Source organism: Cyclobacterium sp. (assembly GCF_014762705.1).
In the GTDB taxonomy this organism is placed as follows: Bacteria; Bacteroidota; Bacteroidia; order Cytophagales; family Cyclobacteriaceae; genus Cyclobacterium.
This window is the reverse complement of record NZ_JABURL010000106.1, coordinates 52,348-78,902: the sequence shown is the minus strand read 5'-3', so window position 1 is coordinate 78,902 and position 26,555 is coordinate 52,348. Positions and strand designations below refer to the sequence as shown.

18 protein-coding genes, 2 tRNA genes and 1 riboswitch are annotated in these 26,555 nt (G+C 44.0%); of the genes, 10 read left to right on the top strand and 10 right to left on the bottom strand.

Annotated features, from left to right (window positions below; all coding sequences use genetic code 11):
- Positions 1-77: 77 nt before the first annotated feature.
- A complete protein-coding gene (gene metE, locus HUJ21_RS20900) occupies positions 78-2,393 on the bottom strand; it encodes a 5-methyltetrahydropteroyltriglutamate--homocysteine S-methyltransferase (RefSeq protein WP_291372561.1) in 2,316 nt (771 codons plus the stop codon).
- 206 nt (positions 2,394-2,599) lie between these two features.
- A riboswitch (cobalamin riboswitch) is annotated at positions 2,600-2,793 on the bottom strand.
- Positions 2,794-3,128: 335 nt separating this feature from the next.
- Between metE and HUJ21_RS20895 the strand changes: the two genes are divergently transcribed.
- Positions 3,129-3,359 (top strand): hypothetical protein, encoded by a 231-nt coding sequence (locus HUJ21_RS20895; RefSeq protein ID WP_291372559.1) that lies wholly within the window; start codon positions 3,129-3,131, stop codon positions 3,357-3,359.
- A 224-nt stretch (positions 3,360-3,583) separates the two neighbouring features.
- On the opposite strand, the gene HUJ21_RS20890 is transcribed toward HUJ21_RS20895, so the two are convergent.
- Complete coding sequence (locus HUJ21_RS20890; RefSeq protein WP_291372558.1) at positions 3,584-4,822, bottom strand: DUF6786 family protein; 1,239 nt, start codon at positions 4,820-4,822, stop codon at positions 3,584-3,586.
- Positions 4,823-5,054: 232 nt separating this feature from the next.
- Between HUJ21_RS20890 and HUJ21_RS20885 the strand changes: the two genes are divergently transcribed.
- Entirely contained in the window at positions 5,055-5,150 is a 96-nt protein-coding gene (locus HUJ21_RS20885; RefSeq protein WP_291372556.1) for a DUF433 domain-containing protein, read from the top strand.
- A 73-nt stretch (positions 5,151-5,223) separates the two neighbouring features.
- Here HUJ21_RS20885 and HUJ21_RS20880 read toward each other — a convergent pair whose 3' ends face one another.
- Positions 5,224-6,420: an AAA family ATPase gene (locus HUJ21_RS20880; RefSeq protein ID WP_291372555.1), complete on the bottom strand. Its 1,197-nt coding sequence runs from the start codon at positions 6,418-6,420 to the stop codon at positions 5,224-5,226.
- 133 nt (positions 6,421-6,553) lie between these two features.
- Positions 6,554-7,165: a Uma2 family endonuclease gene (locus HUJ21_RS20875; protein ID WP_291372554.1), complete on the bottom strand. Its 612-nt coding sequence runs from the start codon at positions 7,163-7,165 to the stop codon at positions 6,554-6,556.
- 365 nt (positions 7,166-7,530) lie between these two features.
- Here HUJ21_RS20875 and HUJ21_RS20870 point away from each other — a divergent pair, with 365 nt between their 5' ends.
- A complete protein-coding gene (locus tag HUJ21_RS20870; RefSeq protein WP_291372553.1) occupies positions 7,531-8,628 on the top strand; it encodes a TlpA disulfide reductase family protein in 1,098 nt (365 codons plus the stop codon).
- A gap of 336 nt (positions 8,629-8,964) precedes the next feature.
- Complete coding sequence (locus HUJ21_RS20865; RefSeq protein ID WP_166146395.1) at positions 8,965-10,431, top strand: hypothetical protein; 1,467 nt, start codon at positions 8,965-8,967, stop codon at positions 10,429-10,431.
- Positions 10,432-11,236: 805 nt separating this feature from the next.
- On the opposite strand, the gene HUJ21_RS20860 is transcribed toward HUJ21_RS20865, so the two are convergent.
- From HUJ21_RS20860 to HUJ21_RS20850, 3 genes are read right to left on the bottom strand one after another with little or no spacing between them, the layout of a single operon-like run.
- Positions 11,237-12,304, bottom strand: a complete 1,068-nt coding sequence (locus tag HUJ21_RS20860) for a 6-bladed beta-propeller (protein WP_291372551.1) — start codon at positions 12,302-12,304, stop codon at positions 11,237-11,239.
- 25 nt (positions 12,305-12,329) lie between these two features.
- Positions 12,330-13,784 carry a DUF1501 domain-containing protein gene (locus HUJ21_RS20855; protein ID WP_291372549.1) on the bottom strand — a complete coding sequence of 485 codons (1,455 nt, stop codon included), beginning with the start codon at positions 13,782-13,784 and terminating at the stop codon, positions 12,330-12,332.
- 8 nt (positions 13,785-13,792) lie between these two features.
- The gene (locus HUJ21_RS20850; protein ID WP_291372547.1) at positions 13,793-17,041 is read right to left on the bottom strand and encodes a DUF1553 domain-containing protein; all 3,249 of its coding nucleotides are present in this window, start codon (positions 17,039-17,041) and stop codon (positions 13,793-13,795) included.
- A 145-nt stretch (positions 17,042-17,186) separates the two neighbouring features.
- Between HUJ21_RS20850 and HUJ21_RS20845 the strand changes: the two genes are divergently transcribed.
- The 3 genes from HUJ21_RS20845 (at position 17,187) to HUJ21_RS20835 (ending at position 20,670) form a co-directional block, all read left to right on the top strand.
- Positions 17,187-18,425 (top strand): hypothetical protein, encoded by a 1,239-nt coding sequence (locus HUJ21_RS20845; protein ID WP_291372546.1) that lies wholly within the window; start codon positions 17,187-17,189, stop codon positions 18,423-18,425.
- A 179-nt stretch (positions 18,426-18,604) separates the two neighbouring features.
- A complete protein-coding gene (locus HUJ21_RS20840) occupies positions 18,605-18,976 on the top strand; it encodes a BlaI/MecI/CopY family transcriptional regulator (RefSeq protein ID WP_291372545.1) in 372 nt (123 codons plus the stop codon).
- Positions 18,973-20,670 (top strand): M56 family metallopeptidase, encoded by a 1,698-nt coding sequence (locus tag HUJ21_RS20835; RefSeq protein ID WP_291372544.1) that lies wholly within the window; start codon positions 18,973-18,975, stop codon positions 20,668-20,670. The genes HUJ21_RS20840 and HUJ21_RS20835 overlap by 4 nt, the downstream gene beginning before the upstream one ends.
- A 109-nt stretch (positions 20,671-20,779) precedes the next feature.
- On the opposite strand, the gene HUJ21_RS20830 is transcribed toward HUJ21_RS20835, so the two are convergent.
- The 3 genes from HUJ21_RS20830 to HUJ21_RS20820 all read right to left on the bottom strand — a co-directional run bounded on the left by HUJ21_RS20830 (position 20,780) and on the right by HUJ21_RS20820 (position 23,417).
- Positions 20,780-21,931 (bottom strand): DUF4221 family protein, encoded by a 1,152-nt coding sequence (locus HUJ21_RS20830; protein WP_291372543.1) that lies wholly within the window; start codon positions 21,929-21,931, stop codon positions 20,780-20,782.
- A 68-nt stretch (positions 21,932-21,999) separates the two neighbouring features.
- A complete protein-coding gene (locus HUJ21_RS20825) occupies positions 22,000-22,779 on the bottom strand; it encodes a copper resistance protein NlpE N-terminal domain-containing protein (RefSeq protein WP_291372542.1) in 780 nt (259 codons plus the stop codon).
- A 98-nt stretch (positions 22,780-22,877) separates the two neighbouring features.
- Positions 22,878-23,417 (bottom strand): RNA methyltransferase, encoded by a 540-nt coding sequence (locus HUJ21_RS20820; protein WP_291372541.1) that lies wholly within the window; start codon positions 23,415-23,417, stop codon positions 22,878-22,880.
- Positions 23,418-23,550: 133 nt separating this feature from the next.
- Between HUJ21_RS20820 and mutS the strand changes: the two genes are divergently transcribed.
- The 3 genes from mutS to HUJ21_RS20805 all read left to right on the top strand — a co-directional run bounded on the left by mutS (position 23,551) and on the right by HUJ21_RS20805 (position 26,541).
- Positions 23,551-26,151, top strand: a complete 2,601-nt coding sequence (mutS, locus tag HUJ21_RS20815; protein WP_291372539.1) for a DNA mismatch repair protein MutS — start codon at positions 23,551-23,553, stop codon at positions 26,149-26,151.
- 139 nt (positions 26,152-26,290) lie between these two features.
- Positions 26,291-26,366: transfer RNA gene (locus tag HUJ21_RS20810), tRNA-Gly, on the top strand.
- Between the two features lie 91 nt (positions 26,367-26,457).
- A tRNA-Leu gene (locus HUJ21_RS20805) sits at positions 26,458-26,541 on the top strand.
- The last annotated feature ends 14 nt before the right edge of the window (positions 26,542-26,555 follow it).

The window sequence follows — 26,555 nt, the reverse complement described above, 5'->3', positions numbered from 1 at the left end:
CAAGCCTGTATTGTGATGTCAAGCTTGCCCGTAGTACAAATTGTGCTGCAGTTCCAACACAATGGAGTATCGTCCTTCTATCCAGCGCTAGTCTCTTTGCCAGCTTTTAGCCGCATTTCTCCGGCTGCTTCCACCATAAGCCTGAGTGCAGCTTCGGTTTCCGGCCAATTTCTGGTTTTCAAACCGCAGTCGGGATTGACCCAAAGCCCTGAAGTGGGAATTACTTTTTGGGCCTTTTCGATCAGGTATATCATTTCTTTTTTTGAAGGGACCCTGGGAGAGTGTATATCATAGACGCCAGGCCCGATTTCATTGGGGTAGTTGAAATCTGCGAAGGCATCCAATAGTTCCATCTGGGAACGGGAACATTCAATGGTAATCACATCTGCATCCATGGCTGCGATACTTTCCATGATGTCGTTAAATTCGGAGTAACACATGTGGGTATGGATCTGTGTATCATCTCTTACTCCGGAAGAAGCGATCCGGAAAGCCTGTACAGCCCAGTCCAAATAGGTTTTCCAGTCTGCTTTTTTAAGGGGCAATCCTTCCCGGATGGCAGGTTCATCAATTTGGATTGCTTTGATGCCGGCTTTTTCCAGGTCCATCACTTCCTCTCTGATGGCCTCGGCAATCTGCCGGCAGGTCTCTTCCCGGGGCTGATCATCCCGTACGAATGACCATTGCAGGATGGTGACCGGCCCGGTAAGCATCCCTTTTACCCATTTTCTGGTCAGTGACTGCGCATAACCAGACCAGAACACGGTCATAGGAGCCGGCCGGTCTACATCACCGTAAATAATGGGTGGCTTTACACAGCGGCTGCCATAACTTTGTACCCATCCGTTTTGCGTAAAGGCAAACCCGTTCAGTTGTTCACCAAAATATTCTACCATATCATTTCTCTCAAATTCCCCATGCACCAGCAGGTCCAATCCAATTTCTTCCTGCTTTTTTATGGCAGAGTCAATTGCCTGTTTTACCAACTCCTGGTATTCTCTCTCCCCAATTTCTCCTTTTTTTAGTTTGGACCGCCAATTCCGGACCTCCCGGGTCTGAGGGAACGATCCTATTGTGGTGGTGGGCAATAGGGGTAGATTTAAAGAGGCCTGTTGTAACGTTTTCCTGGATGCATACGGAATGCGCCCGGAAGCCTTGGCATTTTTAAGGGCATTGGCCTCTACCTGCTGATTTTCAACCAGACTGGAAGTTTTCCTGCTGCGAATTACTCTTTGGTTTTCAAGCAGGGCTTGCTGGTTCGTATCTGGATTTTCAGAAATTTGCTTCAAAATGGCAACTTCGTCTATTTTTTGCTTTGCAAAAGCCAACCAGGATTTAATTTCCGGGATAAGTTGTTGCTCATTTTTTTCTTCCTCCAGGTCATGTGGCACATGCAAAAGGGAGCAGGAAGGAGCGATCATGATGCGGTTGTCTCCTATTTTATAATTTGCGTGTTGAATGATTTTCAGCGACTTCTGAAAATCATTTTTCCAGATATTTCTGCCGTCTACAAGACCCAGGGAAAGGGTCAGGCCTGCTGGCAAATGATCTAAAGCCTCGTCTAACTGCTCCGGGCAGCGTACCAGATCGAGGTGAAGGGCACAAACGGGCAAAGACAAGGCCAGGGGGAGATTCTCTCGCAACCCACCGAAATAAGTCGCAATCAATATTTTAAGGAGAGGAAACTCCTTTCTGATTTTGGCATACACCCATGAATATACTTCCCTGGCCTTTGGACTTAAATCCATGGAAAGAAATGGCTCGTCAAATTGGATCCATTCTGCCCCTGCGGCATCCAGTTCGGTCAGAATTTCCAGATATACGGGCAATAGCTGTGAAATCAGGTCAAGCCGGTCAAATCCGGATTCTTTCTCCTTACCCAATAAGAGATAGGAAACGGGACCTAATATCACAGGTTTTGTCGTGATATCATCTTTTTGTGCCACCAAAAACTCATTGGTGATCTTGGGTGAAAATAGGCGGAATTGTTGGTTTTTGGTGAACTCAGGGACAATATAGTGGTAATTGCTGTCAAACCACTTGGTCATCTCCATGGCTGTAAGGTCCAATCCTTCTTTTTGATATCCCCTGGCCATGGCAAAATACAGGTCCAGGTCGGTGTTGGATTTGTTTAAAATGACCTGATGGTACCTTTCGGGAATAGCACCTACTGCCAGGGACATGTCGAGTACCTGATCATAAAAGGAGAAATCATTGGACGGAATCAGATCTAACCCTGCTTCTTGTTGTATTCTCCAGTTTTCGATGCGAATGTTCCAGCCGGTCCGGACCAGTTCTTCCTGTGTGATTTGGCCTGACCAATACTTTTCGCAGGCTTTTTTGAGTTCTCTTTTGGCACCAATTCGCGGGTAGCCAAGGTTGTGCGTTTGCATGTTCTTTTAACTTTTAAATTGTTGAAATGGAGTTAAAAGCCCTTTGCTTTATTTCACAATGCCTTGAAAAATCGAAGTAGGTGGAGAAATTTAAATGCAAAAGTATGGACACACCAATCCTGATCAGAAATAGTTGTCTTTCTTAATATTGCACCTAACATGACACCCTGCTTCAAATCGCGAAAGCATTGTCAATCCTGTCTGACGGTAAACAGGGCGGAACAGGCAGGTCTCCTGACTTGTAACATTTTTACCATCCTTCCCAGCCCGCTGAATGCGGGACAGTGGATATTCTCGGGTAAAAACCTTTGGCGTTACTTACAGTTGCGCGACAGTTCGTGATTTGCACACGATTCCCTATTAATTCACCTTAAGTAAAACCTGTTCCGGTTGAAAAGAAATAAAAAAGAACTTATTTGAAAACAAATGTAGAACCTTAAGCGCTATTTTCCATCAATACCCTGCAAAAGATCCTGAAGATCTATTAGGTTCTCGTTAAAATGTAAGAATATACAGTTTACCAGTTGATTTGAAATCTTTCCTACAGCATTCCACTCAAAAAAAAATTAAATAAATACTTTATATTGACTGGTCCCTGGCATTCTTATTCGTGTAGCGTTTTGCAGGCTTTTTTCGTCTTAAAATAAGAAGACGAGAGAATTAGGAAAACGAAATTTTAAACTATATATTTAAATATATTTTATACGAAGTTGGATTTTAATTAAAATGATCAGAATGGAGGTAATCACTGTTATTTTTAGCAAGTGGATGCTGTTAATGGGGATTATTCTCACATTTCATTCCTGTGTCAATAGGGAAGAGGAGCCTCCTGAAATGGAAATACCTGTAGACACGTATTGGATGTATTCAAGCAATTGTCTGAGGGAGAATTTTGAAATGAATTTTTTGAATCAACAATCCCTTCGGATCACTGGCATGGAAAGTTTTGAGGTGCTGGTTTTCTGATCTGCGGAACTTCCTGAGATAGATTTTAATGAATTTTTCCTATCAGATATCAGAGGAAAACATTGGTTCACGATACCATTGTACTGGTTATTTTTCAGGGCATATATTACGCTATCTGGATCCCGAATATATAGTCTTGAACGCAGAAATGATTGATTAAACCTGTATAGGAACCTGAGAAACCCAACTTTGCCCCCGCAGCGGATCAACTTGAAATGAATTGTCTATTTCGGATTAAACACCTCATTTATTTCAGCGATGGAAATCCCCAGTAATTGGCGGGCGATTTCATCCAGTGCGCTTTCGTTTCCGGTAAAGTGGTATACGTGGTGGAAATGCGCCATGCTTTCTCCCGGAGAAAGAAAGGCTCCGGGAGAAACACTCTCTAATTCGTAAAACGGCCCCATCTGGCTACCATCCGCCAATGGACCATCATTATAGGCGTTGACAGCATCCCCTTTGAAAGGATCGGCTGTGGTGTTCCACTCCTGATTCAGGTAGGGCAATTCCGAAGCGATATCGAAGGTGGTGACCGTCAATACCTTCTGGAGGGGATCATAGCTGGCGGCCATAGGAAGGGCTCTTTCGGGAGAGACACCCACCTTCCCTCTGCTTTGACCATCGGCCTTTAAGAACAGGTAGTTGTTCGTGATTGCTATTCTTTCCTTCGGAATTATTCCGAAATAGTTGGTGGTGAGGCCTGCTTTTGTTTCGTTTGGTTGGAGAGGTAGCACAATGGTAGTTTCCGGGCTGGGTTTGAACATGTCCAACACCCAGATGCAGGGAGCTCCGGTTTCTTGGGTCCATTTAAAATCTCCGGTATTTTGAATGGAATTGATGGTTTCGTATCCTACCATCTTGATGGAGGAGACATCGGCGGTCAATCCGGTATTGTCTAAAATTCCTTCCTCTTCCAGAAGTGTAATGGTCCGTTGTATTTTCAATGCAAACTCGGTGCCCTGGTAGTTGGTAATCGATGTGGATTTGGCCATGGAGACTTCTTTCGGGCCAGCCTCAATTTTTTCCCAGGGTTCGTGGTCGATGGCTGCCGGGGTGTGCCAGTGATCAAATTCCATCTTTTCTCCCGGATTAAAGAACAATGAGAACCTGTTTCCTTCCGGTCCCAGCCAAAGGCGACTTTCTCCTCCATAGGCATTCATATGTTGGTCTAAAGGGCCTTCAAATGCTTCATAGTTTATCCAGCCAAAGCTTTCACCCTGGTCACCTGCTGCGGTGGAGGTGAAAACCTTACCCTGGTATTTGGGAGATACCAGTACCCTGGCCTGTTTGTCTCCTGTACTCAGCTCTATAAGCTGCGGATCATATTTTTCTAAAAACGTTTTATCCTGCAAGAAATTGGTTGGTCCATCTTCTGAGGTTTGATTGCTTTTTTTACCCTCTGAGCAGGAATTAGTAAAGATTAAAATGCTGAGAAAAGCTAAAATTAAGCGGGATTTGTTCATTTTGGTTGGATTATTAGGCGTTTTAATCGCAATTATACCATAAAACCCAGATGATGCAATAGAATTCCTAATGATTCCTTTGGATAGCATAAGGGCTATTGCCTATTCTGAGTTTAAGATTTTAAGTAAATTTGAATATACAAATCGAAAACACAAATAGCTGAATTGACAGGTCTGTCTGATACAGATTGAAAGTTTTAAATGCTGTTTATTTACATAAAAGATTTGCACAATGGTAGACTACAAACAAATTATAACCATTGAACCGGGTAAGCGGGGAGGTAAACCATGCATACGGGGAATGCGGATCACCAAAAGCAAACATTAAACTGGATTTGAATAGGCGAAATGAGAATGAAAATAAGCCTCCAATTCCCGTAGCAGTAGTCGTGATATGTGTTTTAATATAGAAAACCAAAAAGCCATAAAGGAACCTTCGTGCCAAAGCCAATTTCTATATCATCCGCAGCAACCAGGAATGCCGCTTCTGTTTTTACCTGGCTGGCTTTTTTATTTTTACCCCCTACTTCAATATGCATATCAGAGACATAAAAATCACCTGAGCTGGGCAAGGTGACGGATAGTTTTGCATTGATTAACTGGCTAAGCAAAAATGTTTCTCTAATCGCTCCAAGGTCAGGATAGGTTTTCATGGCAAAAGCCAAATTGGTATTTTCCAGATAAACCTTTTCTGGCTTTTGTAAGGTGGAGACTCCTTTCCCTTTGGATAAGAGCAGATTTAGCATCCGGGCTTTTTCCAGGTGGACAAACCATGCGTAAACGGTTTCTCTGCTTACATCTAACTTCCTGGCCAATGCCGAGATATTGGGTTTGAACGGAACTGACTCGGCCAGCACCCCTAAAAGCTTCTTAACCTTGAATGCTGTCCCTTGGCTATATCCCTGTATAAATGCCAAATCTGTTTCCACCACGGTATTTATGGTCTGGTTTAATCGTACGGGGAGTTCTTCTGGGATACTCTCTTTAAAGTAGGGGAAATAGCCATGCCGTAGGTATTGCTTAAAAAAAGGCAATGGCTGTATATCATTGACAATATCCCTGGCAAGTTCATTCGGTCTGCTTATCAGATCATTCCAGGGGATTGCAGAAATTTCCAGGTTTGCCTCCAAATTTAAAAATTCCCGAAATGATAATCCCGGCAAATCATAGGAGATCACCCGTCGACTTAAATCAGCCTCGCCCCTGTAAATATCCAGTGCAGAAGAAGAGGAAAAAACAACCCTTAAATCCGGGTACCCATCGTAAATATTCTTTAATTCCCTGGACCAATTTGGATATTTATGTACCTCATCAATAAATAAGAACCTGCCTCCATTTTTATAGAATTCATCCGCTGTTTCTACCAGGTTGTGTGTGTAAAACCAATAATGGTCCGCAGTCACGTACAAAACCTTTTCGCGAGGTTGTTTCAGATAGTAACGGATATATTGCAACATCAGGGTAGTTTTCCCGGTGCCACGGGGGCCTTTAATGGCAAGCATCCGTTGCTCCCAATTAATGGTGTGTATCAGAAAACGAAAGAAGGTATCATCTATCTGCTTGATTAGATTGTCATGAAAAATATACAAACTGTCCATATTTTTGTCATCTATAGACGACAAAAGTAATCAATAATTGTCAATAATTGATGACAAATATACGATTAGGTTGCCTTTCCTCGGGATCAGAGTGGTTTAGTAGTATGCCCGTTTACTAAACTGAATAAAATTTTCAAACCTGAACTTGCAGCTCCTCAAACACCTTATCCAGATCCAAAACAAACCCCGGAAGTACCTGGGACCTTACCCGGTCGCCGAAAGTAAATAGCCGGGAGGGGCGGTATTCTCCTGATTCCAGGGTATAGATCAGCAGGGTACGCTCATCGGGATGCACCAGCCAGTATTCCTTCACACCAGAGGCTTCGTACACTTCGTATTTTAGTTGGAGCTCTTTCTTGTTATTTCCAGGAGAGAGGATCTCTATGATCAGGTCCGGGGCACCCACGCAGCCCAGCTCGTCCAGCTTCTCCGGATCGCAGACCACACAAAGGTCAGGCTGCAGCACCGTATCGATTTTGTCAGGGTCTGTGGAGGAAAAAGGCAAGCGAACATCAAAAGGAGCAGAAAATACTTCGCAGCTTTTTCCCTGTAGGAAATTACAAATGGGGTTAAAAATTTTCCCGGAGATTCGTTGGTGAATCAGCCGTGGTGCTGCTGCCTGTCGGAACACCTTTCCCCGGATCAGCTCCACCATCTCGTCTAACTGCCAGGAAAGGTAATCCGCATAGGAATAGTGTCCATAACCGGCAAGGGGTTCTTTGACCTTATCTTGGGGCTTTTCCATAGTTGCTATACCAATAAAGAACTGTGTTTAAAGATAAAAAGATTTGGGTAAAACTACCAGAGTTAAAATCAGGATAATATAACCCGGTCCAGGCATTTGGACCTATTCCCCTATTTCAAGTTTCTAAGATTTTAAATATAAATGATAAATCTTTAGTAGGTTCGGCTTGTTACCCAAAATTAATCCGTCTTGATTTAGACCTGGTTCGAACCCTTATACTCGGTGAGACGGTTGTTATTAGGATTACATGGTTAGGAGATTTGGAAAAAACCGAAGTTACATGGGGGGTCATTGTTAGGGGACGTTAAATTAATTTTTTATTTTACATAACATAACATTATCTTTAACTAAATATCGCAACAACCATGGCAAGATTATTCCTGATTACCGGCTTTATTTGGTTATTAATAAGCTGTCAATCCAATCCAGAGGAGGTTCTTGAGCTGGCAAAGCAAAAAATGGAAGATAATGCATATATCTCCTACAACTATTTTTCCCTTTGGCCAGACATGATAGGAGAAAATGACACCATTGCAGGTACCTCCCAATTTAAAAGAAATAAAAATACCTATTTTGATTATGATTTTATAAGCCAACGGGATAAATATGACCTCATCTATGTTGGAGATGAATACAAGCAAATCCTTCACGGGGATAGTGTGGTTATTGTGTATACAACAAAAGACATCGAAAAGGAGTCTATTCGAATGAATGAGCTGATGGTAACAAATTATTCTCCTATGATGCTTTTGAAAGCAGGGGAATGGAGGTATAGAAATGACACAGCCATTTTAGACAAACAGCTTTTGGATTTTTTTAAAGTGGAAACGGATACTGTAATAAAAGACATCAATATTTATACCGAAAACCATCTTTTTATAAATCCTCATTCAGCTTTGGTGGAGCGTTACGAAAGGAGGCTTTATCACAATGGTAAAGAAAAACAGTTTATAATTTATACCTTTTCTGATTATGATTTCCATAACGATCCTTTGGAACTCACTTATTCCTATCCCAGCCATTATGTGTCTAAAATGGCCAGCGAAAAGGAAAAGCTGCATCGTTTAGAAGCAGGTCTGCCTGCTCCTGAATTTGAGCTAATGGATATGGAAGGGCGAAACATCAACCTATCAGATCTCAGGGGGCAAAAAGTGCTGATTAATTTTTCTATGATCAATTGTGGTTGGTGTAAAGTTGCCCTCGACAATTTCAATGAAGAAGAATTTGAATTCGCTGAGGGGATTACCGCTTTGTATATTAATCCTGTGGACAGTAAGGAAGATATGGCAAAATACCTGAAAAAATTCACTGTTCCTTTTCCTGTTATCCCCGAAGCCAAATCGATCGGCAAATCTTATGGAGTAAGCGGATACCCGACTTTCTACCTGATAAATGAAAAAGGAGTAATTGAAAATGTTATATCCGGATACCAAGAGGATTTTATTAATAGTTTAAAAAAGTAATTATTGGAGCAACTCTTTTTCCTGACCTGAAATTTACATCTGTTTTGTATCTGTCCTATAAACCCATATTTCAAAAATGATAAGCTAATTTTTTTATTAATATTACAATAATATTATAATTTTTTTTCAATATCTTTATTTTGGAATAGTATTGCCTGTCCTTTTTTTATCAGGAAGGGATGTAATCCCAAGAAAATTAAGCTATTTGGACACTAAGGCATAGCTAGTTTGTGATGAAGTAGATAATAGCAAAGAACCTGTTGATTTTAAAGCGGCTCCACCGAGTTACGGATAATTCTTTGTATTATCTGGGTTTAATCATAAAATGACTTAATTATGTTTCTAAATCAATTTTTACTGACCAGATCTCCTAATTTTAAAGAAAAATGGAACCAATTAAATTGGAAAAAGGAATCTATTGGAAATGGGGAATTTACCCTTTTTTGCCATCCAAACATCAACGTAGTTAAAAACTCCACGGGGAATCCAAATTTATTTTTAATTGGGTCTCTATATGATTGGGAATTCCCTGAATTAACTGACCAAGAAATCATCGACGAATTATCAAAAGGTTCGGCGTCAACATTGTTTGATAGAGTTTCAAAATATACCGGAGAGTTTATCATTATTTTTTCTTCGGAAGATTCATTAATTATTTTTCATGATGCGACTGGTCAAAGAGAAATCTATTATGATTTATCGTTTGATAATGTTGCCTCACAAGTTTCCTTGCTTGCCCAGGGAATTGAATTGATTCCTCATGACAATAAACATGCGATTGAATTTTATAATTCAGAGGTATTTAAGAAACGAAAGCTTCTTATTGGTGATTCAACACATGTTAAGAATGTTAAACATTTAAATTGTAACCATTTTATTGATCTAAAAAGAGGAAAGGTTACAAGATTTTATCCCAATAAAAATTTGCCTGAAAGGTCCTTGAATGATGCAGGGAGGATAGCAGCGACCATGATTAAAGGCTATTTAAAAGCAATCTTTAATAGACACCAAAAAATTGCCTTGGCAGTTACCGGAGGCTATGACAGTAGAATATTATTTTTGGCAAGTTTAGAGATTCCTGAAGAAAAATGCACCTATTACGTCTTAAAGAGGTTAAACATGCCAGATAACCATCATGATATTGTCCTATCCGGTAAATTAACTCGTGCTTACGGTAAAAAAATCGTCATTTTAGATGCTTCTAAAATTCCAAAAATGGAGGATATATCAGATGTGAAAAAAAGCCTGGATTTTCCTCCAAATGAAGTATTAGAAGATGTTTTTAAGGGCCAAGTGTACATCAATGGGAATGTCTTTGAAATTGCAAGAAGCGTATTTGGATATGCAAAAAATGTTACTGCTGAGGATTTGGCTTTTATTACGGGGAATGGGAAATTAAAATTCCCTACGTTAATTTATAAGGAATGGATAAAGAATACCTCGGAGTTTAAAAAGTTAGGTTACGATTTTATGGATTTCCTGTATTGGGAAGATCGGATGGGAATTTGGCTTAGCAAGAGTCGGACCGAACAATTGGCATTAAATAAAATTATTAAATCTCCATATAATTCAAGACAACTTATTGACATTTTACTTTCTGTTAATAAAAAGCATAGAGGTTTGCACCATAATGCATTACAGAAAAAAATTATTGCCATTCTGTCAGAGAATAATAAGGAGGTAACAAAATTACCTATTAATCCTACCCGATCAGCAAAGTTTTTTATAATATTATTCAAAATGAATTTATACAATACATTCAGGTATATTTGTTTAAAGTTAAGATTGCTAGGTGAATTCTAGAAATAAATATAATTTTAATCAATAAGTATTTTTAATTCCGGATTTGACGACATGGGAAAAATTACGCTTTAATGGGTGAATCGTAGTATTGCGAACCCAAATAGATAACATTATTCAATGGGTTTGTAATGCCAGTTCGGACTTTATGGTGGATAGGCTGTGATTACATGAACCAGTCTGTTTGGAGATTGGGCCATTGGAGCGCAATGGTGGAATCCTAAACAGCTATGGCCTAGCGGATTGTGCTCGCCGTGGTAAGTTAAAAACCAACGGGTCAACACATCATGCTTTCGGCAGGCTGAGGCACCTCGTATACAATCCAGCGCCATTGGGATGTTCGATTAAAACCTACCATCAATCCATCAGATGATCAGCCCCCGCTTTTTTAGGCTGCCACTACCGAAGCCCGACTCTGCTCAGGAACCCAAGACTAGGCATTCAACCAACGGTGGATCTTACTTGTAACGCGAGTTCGAATTGGAAACGTACTTAAAACCCACCTATATCGTCACGGGGAACTCTTTTTTGCAGGCTATGGTGTGGCAGTCCCGATTTACTAAAGATTACCACGGCTTCCTCCGCACATATCCACTCTGAGAGCCTACCGATTACGTGTTAGTTAAAACGCTGAAAATCAATATGATAAAAACCCGCATCATCATCCCGATTTCTGCGTTATTTAAAAAGTTAATTCTCGGAATGACGGTTTAATTATAAAAATAGGTCGAACTCACGTTTGTAATCAACGTTGACGCCCTATGTAAAATACCTGAGAAAAATGTTGTTCTTGCCAAAGGCTAAAAAATTAAACCCGGTGCAATTTATATGGATACAGCCCATCGGCATTCCACTGGCAGACATACAGGTTTTTGTCCCTATCCAGGCAGACATCGTGACAGTGCTTGAATACCGGTTGATCCTGTAGCATAAGTTTCAATTTTCCATTTTCATACTGGGGCTCCGTACCTCCTGGATTGGAGACCACCCGGTTTTCATTGTCCAGAATGGTGACGAAGCCCCTGTTCAGTTGCATGTTGTAATTGCCCTCCGTCATGCCAAAGCAGACGCCTGAATAGATGTTTTCACCATCCAATACCGGCCGGCTGACAAAGGCGCCCGGCATGTAGTATTCCTCTAAATACACCCCATCGAGGGTAAACCGCTTGAAGGAATTCTTGATCCGGGCCGTACAAAGCAGGGTAGGGTTGGCGGGATCCCTGTAGTCAATGGCTACCCCATGGGCCTGTTTGAATTTGTTGGGTTGCAGAAAACTGTCCCCGCCAAATTTTCTTATGAACTGACCTTTGGCATCGTATTGTAAAATAAACTGTGAGCCATACCCGTCTGCTACATATATATCCCCATTGGGCCCTATGGCGGTCTCGGTCGGCCTGTAGGCTGATGTTTCATCGTAGGCCCCCAGTTTGGCAGGATGTTCCAATTCCAACAGGATTTTTCCATCCAGGCTGCACTTGACCACCCTGCCCAAACCCGGATCGGTGATGTACAAGAATTCTTCGTCGCCCACATCATGGATGCTCAACCCATGGGCACCCGGAAAGGAAAGGGTCCAGGAGCCCAGCAACTTGCCTGATGTATCATAAATAATCACATTGTTTTGGGGATGGTCGGTCAGCATCAGGAGCCTTCCCTTTTTGTCCATCACCATTTCATGGCAGTTTTTGACAGGGTGCTTTTGGGGATTCAGGTCGCCCCATCCTTTCTCTACCCGGTACCTGAAATCCCCATGACCCAGGATTTCTTCCTCCAGCTTTGGGGCAGTCGGTTTGATATAAAAAGCAGATAAGCCGGAGACGGAGAGTGCCCCTCCGGTCAAAACCGTATTTTTCAGGAATTTTCTTCTTTGGTTCATGTCAATTGCCCGTTTGGGGATTATCTCAGGCCAAAAGGTCTTTTACCACCTGCCCATGTACATCGGTCAGCCGGAAACGTCTGCCCTGGTGCTTAAAGGTGAGTTTCTCATGGTCTACGCCCAACAGGTGCAGCAGGGTGGCCTGGAAATCATGTACATGTACGGGGTTTCGGGCTACGTTATAGCTGAATTCATCTGTTTCCCCATAGACCATCCCTTTTTTCACCCCGGCTCCGGCCATCCACATGGTAAAACATCCCGGATGGTGGTCACGTCCATAGTTGTCGGCAGTAAGCCTTCCCTGGGAGAAGCTGGTGCGTCCAAACTCTCCACCCCAGACCACCAGGGTATCCTCCAGCAAGCCCCTTTGTTTGAGGTCCTGGATGAGTCCGGCCGTCGCCTGATCGGTGCTGAGTGCCTGCCTTTTGATGCCTGCCGGTAAACTGCCGTGCTGGTCCCAGCCCATGTGGTACAACTGGATAAACTTTACGTCCCGTTCGGCCAGCCTCCTGGCCTGAAGGCAATTGGAAGCATAGGTGCCCGGGATTCGGGCATCTTCTCCGTACAATTCGTAGATGTAATCCGGTTCATTGGAGGTATCCACTGCATCCGGAACGGAGTTCTGCATTTTATAGGCCATTTCGTACTGGCTGATTTTGGATTGGATTTCCGGGTCTTCCCAGAGATCATATTGCCTTTCGTTCAATTTTTTGATATGATCCAAAGCCCTTCTTCGGTCATGATCCTGGACTCCATGCGGATTGTTCAGGTACAGAACGGGGTCTTTACCGGACCTGAATTGAATGCCCTGATGGTGGGAGGGAAGAAAGCCATTGCTCCAGGCATTGGAATTCAGGGGTTGGGACCCTGAGCTTTTGGAAAGCAAGACCACAAAATTGGGCAGGTTTTCGTTGTCACTACCCAGTCCGTAACTCAGCCAGGAACCGATAGAAGGCCTGCCGCTAAGTTGGGAGCCTGTCTGCATGAACATGACGGCAGGTTCGTGGTTGATGGCATCGGTGATCATGGATTTGACGATGCAGAGCTCGTCCACTACCTGTGCCGTGTAGGGAAACAAGTCGCTTACCCAGGCACCGGACTGTCCATATTGCTTGAAATCATAGATGGACTTTACCAGGGGAAAAGTGGACTGATCGGCCACCATGCCCGAATTGCGCTGGGTTCCCTGTACAGACGGGGGGATTTCTTTCCCGTGCCATTTGGCCAGGGAGGGCTTGTAATCAAAGGTTTCTATCTGCGAGGGCCCGCCGGATTGGAAAAGGTAGATCACCCGTTTTGCTTTGGCCGGAAAATGGGTACCATTCAATATGCCACCCAGTCCCGGATCGCCCAGGCTTCCGCCCCAGGCTCCCGTTTGCCCCAAAATACCGGACAGGGCGATAGACCCAAATCCGAGGGAAGCTTTTTTCAAAAAGCCCCGACGGCTTTCTCCGAATATTTTATGTTCATTTTCATTCATGACTTGCGTTATCTTATGGTGTATCCATCGGTGGTGTTCATGATTCCGTTGATCACAGTGGCCAGTGCGGCTACCTGAACGGGATCCAGAGATGGGTCAGTAGCATGGCTCCCGGTACTGAGATAGGCCAGGGTTTCTGCTTTATTTTTGGCAAACCTTTCAGTTTCTTCCCGGTGAAACTCCCTGATGATTTGCAGTTCTTCTTTATCCGGTTGTCTTCCTGTACTCAGTTGAAAGGCATTTACCAGTTGGTTGTCTGGAGGGTAGCTGCTGATGAGCCTCTCTGCCGTTACCCTGGCAGCTTCCACGAATTGAGGATCGTTCAGCAGCACCAATGCCTGTAAGGGTGTACTGGTTTCCGTTCTGCGCACCTTGCATTCCGCCCGGTCTCCCACATCGAAGATCATCATGGATGGTGGGCCGGAGGTTCTTTTCCAGATGGTATATAAACTTCTGCGATAAAGCCCTTCACCAGGTTCCTGCTGATAGCGGTAGCGCCAGGATTTGGTGCTGATTTCATCCCAGAGCCCTTCCGGTTGGTAGGGGTAGGTACTTTCCCCTCCGATTTTGGAGACCAAAAGTCCACTGATGGCCAGGGCATTGTCCCGGATCATTTCGGCGGTCATGCGAAAGCTGGGCCCCCGGGCCAATAATTCGTTTTCCGGATCTTTCTCCTGCAATTCGGGACGGGTTTTGGAAGATTGCTGGTAAGTGGCAGACATTACAATCAGTTTATGCATCTTTTTGATGTCCCATCCTGATTCCCGAAAATTGATGGCCAGCCAATCCAGCAGCTCAGGGTGTGTGGGCATGCTGCCTTGGTTGCCAAAATCATCCGGGGTTTTTACCAGGCCATTTCCGAAATGCATTTGCCAAATGCGGTTGACAAAAACCCGTGAAGGAAGCGGATTTTCAGGAGCAAATAGCCATTTGGCCAATCCCAGTCGGTTTTGGGGTAAATTTTCCTCATAGGGTAGGACTGTTTCGGGAATGTCCGGAAAAACCTCTTCGGTAGGCGCACTGTAGAGGCCCCGGTCAAGGATATATGTAGGTCTGGGTTCAGGCAGGTCCCCCATGACCATGATTTCCGGGATATCTGTAGTATTTTCAGCTCTTCGTTTTCTCAATTGGAGCAGCTCCGACTTCAGCTTCCTGGCTTCAGCATTTTGTGTTTGGAAGACATGTTGCTGCAGGATTTCATTGTTTTTTCCTTCCCACGGCTTATCGATCAGATCCTGGGCCTTTTTGGGGTCCGCTGCATGTAAGATTTCCAGCCCGGTCAAAGCCCTGTCATAGATTTTCAGCTCGTCGAGACCTCCATTTAGAAAGGTTTTCATCTTGTCCCTCACCCCGAGGACAAATCCCCGGAAGCCATAGGTGTGAATATCCGGTTCAAATAAAATGGATTTGTAGATATGATCTGCTTCTACGGTTACCGGTACTTTTTTTCCGTCTACATACAGGCCAATGCCGGCCGCTTTGCCCATGCCATCATAAGTAATGCTGATATCAGACCATTTTTTTACAGGAATTGGCTCCTTGCTTTTTACCTGCAGGGCATTGCTGGGCCAGCTGAAGGCCATGATAAAATTCAGCTTGTTGTCTTCCAGAAATAAGGAGTAACCTTTTAAACCCAGCCGGATATCTTCACAATGGGTAAACAAAACCGCTTCCTTATATAAGGTGTCCGGGTATACGGAGAGGGATACCGTAAAGGGGTCTGTCTGGTCAAACCAGCCCACTTTATCCGGAAGGGAGAGCGTGGTAAAATCGTTGATGAAAACGCCATTGGCAGCTTCCCGGATGTCTGGCTCCCTGATTATGGCAGGAGCTGTTTGGGGAACCAGTCCGGGACTTTTGAAAACTTTTTGATTGGCCTCAGACCGCAAATTGTCAAAATCATAAGCCACCCGCAGCCCTTTCTTTAGCCCCTGCTGAATGGAGGCGATATTGCTCTCCGGACCTGCCAGCCAGGTTTCGAGATCTTTATTGCTTTTGTTTTCCAATTCATGAAGCCGGGACTGCCTGGTTTGAAGTTCATTGTCAATATAGTTCAGGATTTTGTCTTGTTCCTCGCTGGTCAATAGCAAGGAAGGACCCGGCACCTGGCCTGGGCCATATACAGCAGTGCCGATCTCATTGGTACTGTTAAAAAAGGCAGAAAATTCATAATACTCCTTCTGGCTGATCGGGTCATATTTATGGTCGTGGCAACGGGCGCACTCCATACTCAGGCCGAGGATGGCTTTTCCAACGGTGTTGGTGCGGTCTGCCACATATTCAGCACGGTACTCTTCAAATACGATTCCGGCCTCTGAATTTCTTTTATGAAGTCTGTTGAAAGCTGTGGCCAGTATGCTCTCCTGACTTGGATTTTCAATCAGGTCCCCGGCTAGTTGCCAGGTCACGAATTGGTCATAGGGAATGTTTTGGTTGAAGGCTTCGATTACCCAATCGCGGTAAGGACTAAAATCCCGGTGCTTGTCATCCAGGTAGCCGTCCGAATCTGCATAGCGGGCCACATCCATCCAATCTGCCGCCATGCGTTCCCCGTAGGCTGGAGAAGCCAGTAACCTGTCTACCAGTTTTTCATAAGCATTGGGGGATTTGTCTGCCACAAAACGTGCTATTTCTTCCAGAGAAGGGGGCAAGCCGGTCAGGTCAAAACTAAGTCTGCGGATAAGGATTTCCTTGGCTGCCTTATCAGAAGGCTGTAGCCCTGATTTTTGCAGGCTGGAAGCCACAAAATGATCAATTTCATTGTTTGCCCAATCTTTGTTTTCCACCTCCGGGATTTTCGGGCTTGCCGGAGGAATAAATGACCAGTGGGGTTTGTACTCCGCGCCCTGTTCTATCCATTTGGTGAGAATGGCTTTTTCTTCTGTGCTTAGGCTTAAATTGGATTCTGGTGGGGGCATGACCAATTCCTGGTCCACCGAAAAGATGCGATCGACGAGTTTACTTTTTCCTGGTTTTCCCGGTACAATGGCATAATGTCCCGAATTGCTCTTCAGGCTGGCTAAGGCATACTCCTCTATATCCAGCCGGAGGTCTGCTTCCTGATTGGCAGCATCAGGACCGTGACAGGCAAAACACTTGTCCGAAAGGATGGGCTTGACATGGTAATTGAAGTCAATGGCTTCAGGTAGATCACGGTAGGCCTCTTGTATTGCTTCCGGTTTCTCCCAACCGCAGCTTATCCAGCCTATGGATAAACCGATAATGGGCAAAAGATTTCTGAATGCAATACGACTCATGTAATTTGGGTTTATAAACAAGGTTTTTGTCTTTTGGACTATCTCCAAATATAATTGGAAATTTGCCCAATTACCAAGGCGAAAAACCGTTTTGTTAACTGTTAAAGTTATTGATTATCTTTAAGAAAAAAAAGAAAAGTTGGGAATGGACAAGGCTGAAATTCTGGAACTTACTGAAAAGATCATACAGAGTAAGGACTTTGGCCGATCAACAACCTATGCCAATTTGCTGCGCTTTCTGGTGCGTTGTTCATTAGATGAGGACGTGCCCAAAGAGACCGTTATTGCGGCTGAGGTTTTTGGGCGGCCTGATTTTGATCCATCTGAGAGCACCTTGATTCGGGTTTATGCCTATAAACTGCGGGAGAAGTTAGGGAATTATTACGCCAATGAAGGAAGCAATGACCCCTTCCTGATGAGCATGCCCAAAGGTAGCTACGGAATAGTTTTAGAAAAAAGGAGGCGCAACTTGGCTATTTTTCAATGGGTAGAAAAGAAATGGATTCGGATACCCTTGATTTTAGGCACAACAATTTTATGCTTGCTGCTTGCCTGGTTTCAGTTGGGACAAAAAAACCGAAATTTGCTTCATGATACCGTATGGTCGGATCTGGTTACGAATGGTTACCCCACATCGGTTTTCCTGGGAGACTTGTTTATTTACCTGGAACAGGACAGCATAAACGGAATGGACAGAACCATCCGGGATCCACAGGTCAACAGTTTTTCCGAGTTTGAAACTTTCCGGAATTCAGACAAGCGGGAAGGAGTTTTTACCGCGCCTATTTCCTATGGCTTGCTTATTCGGGGCAGCTTGCAATGGATCAAAGACCTCACCCGCCTATTTGACGCAGCCGGGCATTTCTTTTCCATCCGGACCATTTCCCGCTTCAATCCCAAAGAATTGCAGGACCAGAATTTTGTGGTGGTAGGCATGATCAAAACATTGGGTTTGTTCAGGGATTATTTCAATTACTCCCGGTTTGCCTATGACGAGGCAGGGGAAGCATTGATTTTGGAAAAAGGCGATGCTGCCGAAGGACAGGTTTTTTCTCCATCTGGTGATCCGGATGGCTACCATACCGATTACGGCTTTATGGCCAAATTTCCTGGTCCAAACCAAAATACGGTTTACCTTTTCTGTGGTCTTTGGGATACCGGAGCCACGCAGAGCCTTAAAAACTTCACGGATACCTCTCTGCGGCAATCTATCGAAAGTGAAATCGCCGGGCAATTGGGGGAGGTACCAGCCTATTTTGAAGTACTTTTTGAAGTTTCCGGAATTGACCGCACCGAGCTCAGCACCAAACTGATCCATGTATTTCCGCTGCAGGAACCTGCCACTTTTTGGGTAGATCCGGGGGGCGACATCCTAAACCGTTGAGGTCTTTGAGACCTCGACGATTTTTTCGTGTACGTTCTGCGGAAAGACCTTCGGGGTTGGAAAAACCCCAAAGGTCAGCTTCTGTTTTTTATTTTAACTATAATAATAAATTACAAATTCCTTTTGAGAGATAAAATTTATATTCTATATTTGTAGATCAGTATCTAAAAAAATAGAACATGAAGCTTTCAAATGCTGAAGAGCAACTTATGAATTTGATTTGGGAAAAAGGAAGGGCTTTTATGAAGGATATACTGGCCTCCTATCCGGAGCCCAAGCCGGCAAATACAACGGTGGCTACCCTGCTCAAAAGATTGCAGGAAAAAGGGGCCATCCGTTATGAGTTATACGGCAACTCCCGGGCCTATTTCCCTGTGGTGGAAAAGAATGACTATTTCTCCAGAAAAGTAAACACCATGATCAAAAGATTCTTTAATGATTCTCCGGCCCAATTTGCTTCCTTTTTTACCAAAGAGACGGAATTGGACACAAAGGAACTGGAGGATCTGAAAAAAATTATTGAAGAACAAATAAAATCCCAGAAGCCATGATCACATTTATCCTAAAGGCCACGATTGCTTTGCTTATCTTTTATGCTTTTTATCGACTCTTTTTGGTGAAAGAGAGCATGTTTGGCTTCAACCGTTTTTTCCTGATTTTTGCGCTTTGTTTTTCCCTGATGGTGCCCTTTCTTCAGGTACCCTTAGGCTTTCAAATCGGGGAAGATTTATTTCCAGAAAAGGTGCCTGCCGCATTCAGCAGTGAAATAAGTTCAGAAAACGATACATTCCCAACGCAAAGAGGGCTACAGGCTGAAGGGGAAGCTCCCCTACCTTCACAATCGGATATTGCTGTCCCCTGGAATACCCTATTGATGGGGATTTATTTGTCTGGCCTTTTCTTTTTTTTAGTCCGGTTTATTATTCAGTTGGTACAAATCAGGCGCCTGATCCGAAATAATTTGACCCTCAGGCAAAAGGATTGTACTTATGTTTTACTAAGGAAAGACACCCTGCCCTTTACCTTTTTACATTTTCTATTTGTCGATAAAGCATCCTTCCAGAATAAGACCATAGAAAATGAGATTTTATTTCATGAATTGACCCATATTCGGCAGCGGCACAGTTGGGACATATTGTTTGTGGAAGTGCTAAAAGTTGTCTTTTGGTTTAACCCCGTTTTATTGCTTTACAAAAAAGCGATGCAGCTGAATCATGAATTTATGGCCGATGCAGCTGTAATTGCCAAATTCCGCAACAAAGCTGCCTACCAGTGGCTTTTAATCCATAAAATTTCAGGGAACGAAGCTGCTATATCGATCAGTAGTCCGTTCAATTTCTCCGCCACCAAAAGAAGGTTAATCATGATGGGCCAATCCAGCTCCTTCCTTAAGACCATGCTGGTCAAATCAATCGGCGTTATTGTGGCAGGATTCCTGATGGTTTTTTTGTCGTCCGGCCAAACCTCCCTCGAAAGGATCCAACAAAACCATACAGCAAGCGATTATGAGCAAATCCTTGCCAGCGCGTTCAAGGATGGAAACCCCTTTGAAGTGGATTTGAATAAACTGGACCTGCCAAGACTTAGAAGTGCTTTCCTTGGCTTAAATGAAAAAGAAAAGTCAGAAAGTACGCCATTTCCTTTTTTTGATGATTTGGCATTTGAGAAATTGCTGGCCTTGCAGCAAGCCTATCCGGAAGTGAAAACAAGTATTCATTTTGAAAGGCCTCCCGATAAAAAGAAGATTCAGGATGATGTTTTTGAGCGATGGAAAAAGACCAAGAACATTTCATTCACCATTGATGATAGGGAAATTGAAAAAGCTGAAATAGAAAACTATCAACCAGCCGATTTTGCCAGGTTTACAGTACGGGAAACCGAAGCGGGGGGGTTGTTCAAAAAATCCACCTACAGTGTAACCTTGATGACCCATGTCTATTATGATGAGAAATATGTTAAACCGGGGAAAAAAATAGAAGGCATTCAAGCTAAATATTCCAATGGGGGTAAAGTACAGGTTTCCTATCGACCGCAAATTTCACAAACGAAGGGTGTTCAGACCACCAAACCCTTACCTGAAAATTATGAAGCATCCGTCTTTCATCAGTTGAGGGTCATTGATCCTGTCCAATTGTATAAGGAGATCAAAAAACCAACCAAATATGATCCGTCAAAAAGTTTTTCAATTGCAATATTCAAAGGGGAGGGAAAACCCATATTATTTATGAAATTGCCAACCATTTAATCAGACAACCCAAATGGTAGGGCCTATATGGTGCTTTGATAAATGAAGAATTTGAAACCAAAGGTCAGGGTCAATTTAACCTTTGAGGTCTTCGGAAACTTGGCAGTTTTTACCAGGAAATATCCATCCGGACAAATCCCATTTCATCCTCCAGATTTTCAAATAGCCATAGCTTACCGTCTTTGGCAAAATGAAAAGGCGGATAATTGTTCATGGCGGTAAGTTGCCCTTCGCTAAGCGGATTGAAATCCTTGTCCAAAACAGTCAGGTAGACATTCGCTCCACTGGTTTCCCGCATAAAACTCCCTTCAGGAATGGGCTGTGAGTCGTCAAACTCCATCCGGAAAGCCAATCGATAATAAACCTGCTTTTTTTCGTCCCAAACCGGAGCGGCAAAATTAATGTCAGATTGAATTTTCTCGTGAATGACCCGCATTTCGTTTTGACTGCTGACCTCTGCAGGGTAATCCCCGCTCTTTTCCGGAGGAAGGAGTTCACTGGCATAGCTTACCAGGCGGAATTCTTCAGCCTCCGGATCCAGTACATAAAGCTCATGCCCCACCCCGGTTCCGAAAATTAACTTGCCATTTTCTACCTTTCCAAACCGGGTCGTGCCCAGTCCCATTCTCATTTCCCCATCGTTGAGCATGATTTCAAATTTTGAGGCCTTTTCGATTTCCGGGGCAGCAAAGCTGGTTATTTGGTTCTGCTCCCGGTCAATTAACACCAGTTTGGCGGTTTTCTTTTCCCAGTTGGTCACTATTCCCGCAAAGCGCCTGGCTTTTTCGTCAATACTCAGCGGGATCAGGAAATTATCGCGTTCATCCAGCTTTTCTTCATCCGAACCCATTTTGGCAAATTCAAACTGCTCCAACTTTTTGCCCTGGTCATTTATGATATTGTCCTGCCCGTAACTGCAAAATAAAAAACGGTCCTCCCCTATAAGTTCCAGTGTCCGGAAGTAGGCTCCCAACCCATTTGGCCCTTCCTTGTCAAGGGTAATTTTGCTGACAAATTTCAGCTCATCCAGATCGATCTTTTCGATGCTGTATTCCTGATAATTAAAGTTATAGAGGTATTTTTTGTCAGGAGTCAGCTTGGCATGGTACAGCCGAGAGTTTAGAAAAAGGATTTCCTCTCCCGGGTGGACCATCACTGTGTCCATTTGAAGAGTAAACTGATTTCCGGCCCCGGATTTGTTTTCCTTGGACTGGCAGGCAGCAAGTACCAGGAACAATCCTGATAAGAATAAGTATTTCATTAGCAGCTTGTTTTAAGACTAAAAAATTAGCTGATTTAATTTAGATTTCCTAAAGAAGTCGGAAAATTTTATTTTTTTCCGGAGGCTTTTGAAAATGTAAGCAGCAATTCATTTCCCTCATCCCGCAACTCCAATGTATCCCCCTTCAACTGGTAGTTTCGCACTTGTTCAAGATAGGCGAAAAAGAAATTTTCTGCCTGCATTTCATCCCGACAATATTTTTGGGTCCTGCCAATCTTTCCAAGCTCCAGCTGGTTTTCGGTTTTTAGTTCGTATACGCCGAAAAAATTATTGCAGCCGCCATAACCATGCAAGCGGTTGCTTTCTTCCTCCAGAAAAACAAAGATTTCTCCAGGAGTCCAGTCTTCTTCCGGAAATTTCTCCATGTATGTCAGCATCCAATTGGTGTTGAGCAAAGGATGGTCTGTTTTGGCAACTACTTTTTTCAACACGTAGGAATTTGCCAGATCTCCGGTTATTCTTTTCCCCTCCATGTCCAGGTGAAAAAGTTGGTTTTCTCCAACCAGGTATTGATTTGGCGCATCGTCCATGCCGGATAAGGTGATGGTATTGCCCTCAGGATTCCATTCAAAACGGCCTTCCTGCCGGAATTCCTCCTCTCTTTCTCCCATATAACGGATTACTTTGAGGTATTTCCCTTCCCGGTCAAGACTGATGGAAGTGGCAATTCCCTCACAATCTGCACAGGGGAGGATGCCTTCATAGGTACCTTCCCAATCCAGGGAATTGGCACTGGTATCTCCTGTAGGAAGGGATTGCCGGGTTTTACAGCTGCTGAGTATACAGGCAAAACAAAAAACAGCCATAACAGAAAGAAAAGTTTTCATCGATCTAATTGTGTTTAGGTATGGTTTCTTCGATTTTAAACGGACCATTTAAGGCAAAGTTCTTGTAGATTATCCATTATTTTTTGGATAAACTAAATTTACTTTTCCAAGCCCTCGGTTTTGCAGACCAGGTCCCACAAGGCAATACCTATAGTGACAGAGATATTGAGGGAATGCTTGGTACCCAGCTGGGGGATTTCCAACACATGATCGGCAGCAAGCACCACATCCTCATGTACACCAAAGACCTCATTCCCAAAAACAAGGGCATATGGCTGTCCGGGCTTTGGCTGAAAGCGGTTTAAGGGGATGCTGTGAGATGCCTGCTCCAGCACGCAGACCTGATAGCCGTCGTGACGGAGATCCCTGATCAGCTCAAGGGTGTTTTCCCGGTATTCCCAGGCCACGGATTCGGTAGCGCCCAGGGCCGTTTTGTGAATGTCCCGGTGCGGTGGGGTACCGGTGATGCCACAGAGGAATATTTTCTCGACCCGGAAGGCATCTCCTGTGCGGAAAGCAGCACCAACATTGTTCAGGCTGCGTACATTGTCCAAAACCAATACAATTGGGTTTTTATCGGCTTTTTTAAATGCCTCAACAGATAGCCGGTTGAGTTCATCTAAACTAAGTTTTTTCATATTTCAACAGGGTTTGAAAATGTAAAGATAAGTGCTGGCTGAAAAATTAGAAAGCCCTAATTTTTTACCTTATTTTTGTTTATCCTAAGGAAGCGGTAAATTCAGGATTTATTTTACAAAACACGATGCTCACATGGCTAAACCAGCAGTGAAAGAAACCCCTTTGATGAAACAGTACAATGCCATCAAGGCAAAACATCCCGGAGCGATATTGCTTTTCAGGGTAGGGGACTTTTATGAAACTTTTGGAGAAGATGCCATCAAGGCCAGCAAAATCCTGGATATTGTGCTCACCAAAAGGGCCAACGGATCGGCCTCGCATATCGAGTTGGCAGGATTTCCCCATCATTCGCTGGATGCCTATTTGCCCAAATTGGTGCGGGCTGGAAACAGGGTGGCCATTTGCGACCAACTGGAGGATCCCAGGGAGGTAAAAGGTATTGTGAAAAGGGGTGTGACGGAACTGGTTACCCCCGGACTTGCCTACAATGACAATGTACTGGACAAGAGAAGGAATAATTTTTTGGCCAGCATTCATTTTGAGGGAGAGCAACTTGGAATCGCCTTCCTGGATCTCTCTACAGGGGAGTTCATGTGTGCCCAGGGCAACCAATCCTATATAGAAAAACTGCTGCAAAGTTTTAATCCCTCTGAAGTGATCCACTCCAAGGCCTCGCGGGCTGCCGCAGGGGCTTTGCTGAAAAATGATTTCACGACTTTTCATTGTGAGGATTGGGTGTATCAACAGGAGTATACTTACGAGAAACTAGTCAATCATTTCGGTACCAATAACCTGAAGGGATATGGCATAGAAAATATGGTATTGGGCACCATTGCTGCAGGTGCCGTTTTGTATTACCTGGAAGAAACCGAGCACAAGGAAGTCAGGCATATTGCCTCTATATCCAGGATAGCGGAGGAGAAATATGTCTGGCTGGATAAATTCACCATCCGCAACCTGGAATTGATTTTTTCACAACAGGAAGGGGGGATTCCCCTCATCCAGATTCTGGATAGGACCCAGACGCCTATGGGTAGCAGAATGATGAAAAAATGGCTGGTGCTTCCTTTAAAGGAAAAAGAACCCATTGTAGAAAGACAAAAATCAGTTGATTTTTTCTATCAGGAAGCGGAACTGAGAGAGGAATTGTTTTCCCATCTCAAGCATGTAGGAGACCTGGAAAGGCTGATCTCCAAAGTGGCCGTGGGCAGGATCAATCCCCGGGAAATGAACCACCTGAAAAAGGCCCTGAAAAGTACCCTTCCCATCAAGGAATTGCTGGGCAAACAAAAACATGGCTCCCTGAAGAAGTTGGCTGACCAGCTGAATACCTGTGCTTACCTGCTGGAGAAAATTGAAAAGGAATTGATGGAAGATGCCCCCATGCTGACTCATCAGGGGGGCATTATCAAAAATGGGGTAGATGCCGATCTGGATGAATACCGCAAACTGGCCAATTCCGGTAAGGACTACCTGGTGCAGATTCAGCAAAGAGAGGTGCAACGGACAGGGATCAGTTCCCTGAAAGTGGCCTTCAACAAGGTTTTTGGTTATTACCTGGAGGTAAGCAATACCCACAAGGACAAGGTGCCGGCAGAGTGGATCCGCAAGCAGACCCTCGTCAATGCCGAGCGATACATTACCGAGGAACTGAAAACCTATGAAGAAAAAATCCTGCATGCGGAGGAGAGGCTGGTGGCACTGGAGCAAAAGTATTTCCAGCTGCTGGTACAGGATGCGGGAGACTATGTGGTTCAGATCCAGCAGAATGCCCGGGTGCTGGCGGCACTCGACTGCTTATTGAGTTTTGCCGAAGTAGCTGCGGAAAACAACTACTGTGCCCCCAAGATTACCGACGCTGAATCGATAGAAATCAGAGATGGCCGTCATCCGGTAATCGAAAAGCAGCTGCCAATTGGAGAGGAATATGTGCCCAATGACATTTACCTGGACAATTCTTCCCAGCAGGTCATCATCATCACGGGACCCAATATGGCAGGGAAATCTGCATTGTTGCGGCAGACAGCCCTGATTGTCCTGATGGCGCAGATGGGTAGTTTTGTGCCCGCTTCTTTTGCGCGCATAGGCATGGTGGATAAGGTTTTTACCCGGGTAGGTGCCTCCGATAACCTGTCCAAGGGAGAATCTACCTTTATGGTAGAGATGACTGAGACAGCCAGTATTTTAAACAATTTATCCGACCGGAGCCTGGTGCTGATGGATGAAATCGGAAGGGGTACTTCTACCTACGATGGTATTTCCATTGCCTGGTCGATTGTGGAATACCTGCACAACCACCCCAGGTGCAAGGCCAAAACCCTGTTTGCTACGCATTACCATGAACTGAATCAGCTGGCCGATGATTTTCCCAAAGTAAAGAATTTCAATGTTTCTGTGCGGGAGGTAGGAAACAAAGTGATATTTATGCGAAAGCTGGAAAAAGGGGGGAGTGAGCACAGTTTTGGTATTCATGTGGCCCAGATGGCCGGCATGCCCAATCCGGTAGTGTTGCGGGCAGCGGAGATCATGAAGTACCTGGAAAAGGACAAGCAGTTGCAGCAGCATCAGGAAAAGATGAAGGATATGCCGAAAAACAATTATCAATTGAGTCTTTTTGAGATCGACCCCAAGTTTAAGGAGGCCAGGGATTTGCTGGAATCCCTGGATATCAATACCATTTCTCCGGTAGAGGCCTTGCTGAAACTGAATGAGGTCAAAAAAATTTTGGAATAGGCTAGTGGCTTTAGGCTCAGGGGGCTAGGTTTTATGGCGTAAAAATTTCCTGTGGATTATTGGAGAATAGAAATTATAGCGTAAATTTGCACTCACAAATACGGTAAGAAAAGACTTTTCGTGTTTTATATAATGATCAGCGAAAGTAGCTCAGCTGGTAGAGCACGACCTTGCCAAGGTCGGGGTCGCGAGTTCGAATCTCGTCTTTCGCTCCAAGAAAAGCCCTGATTCAGGGCTTTCTTATTTAGGGGGTGTTTGGTAAAGGTAAAATCCGGGATTTTACCTAACTTTGGACTTTCTATACATGCCGGGATGGTGGAATAGGTAGACACGCAAGACTTAAAATCTTGTGGCCATTAGGCCGTGCGGGTTCGATTCCCGCTCCTGGTACAAATTTTGGCAAA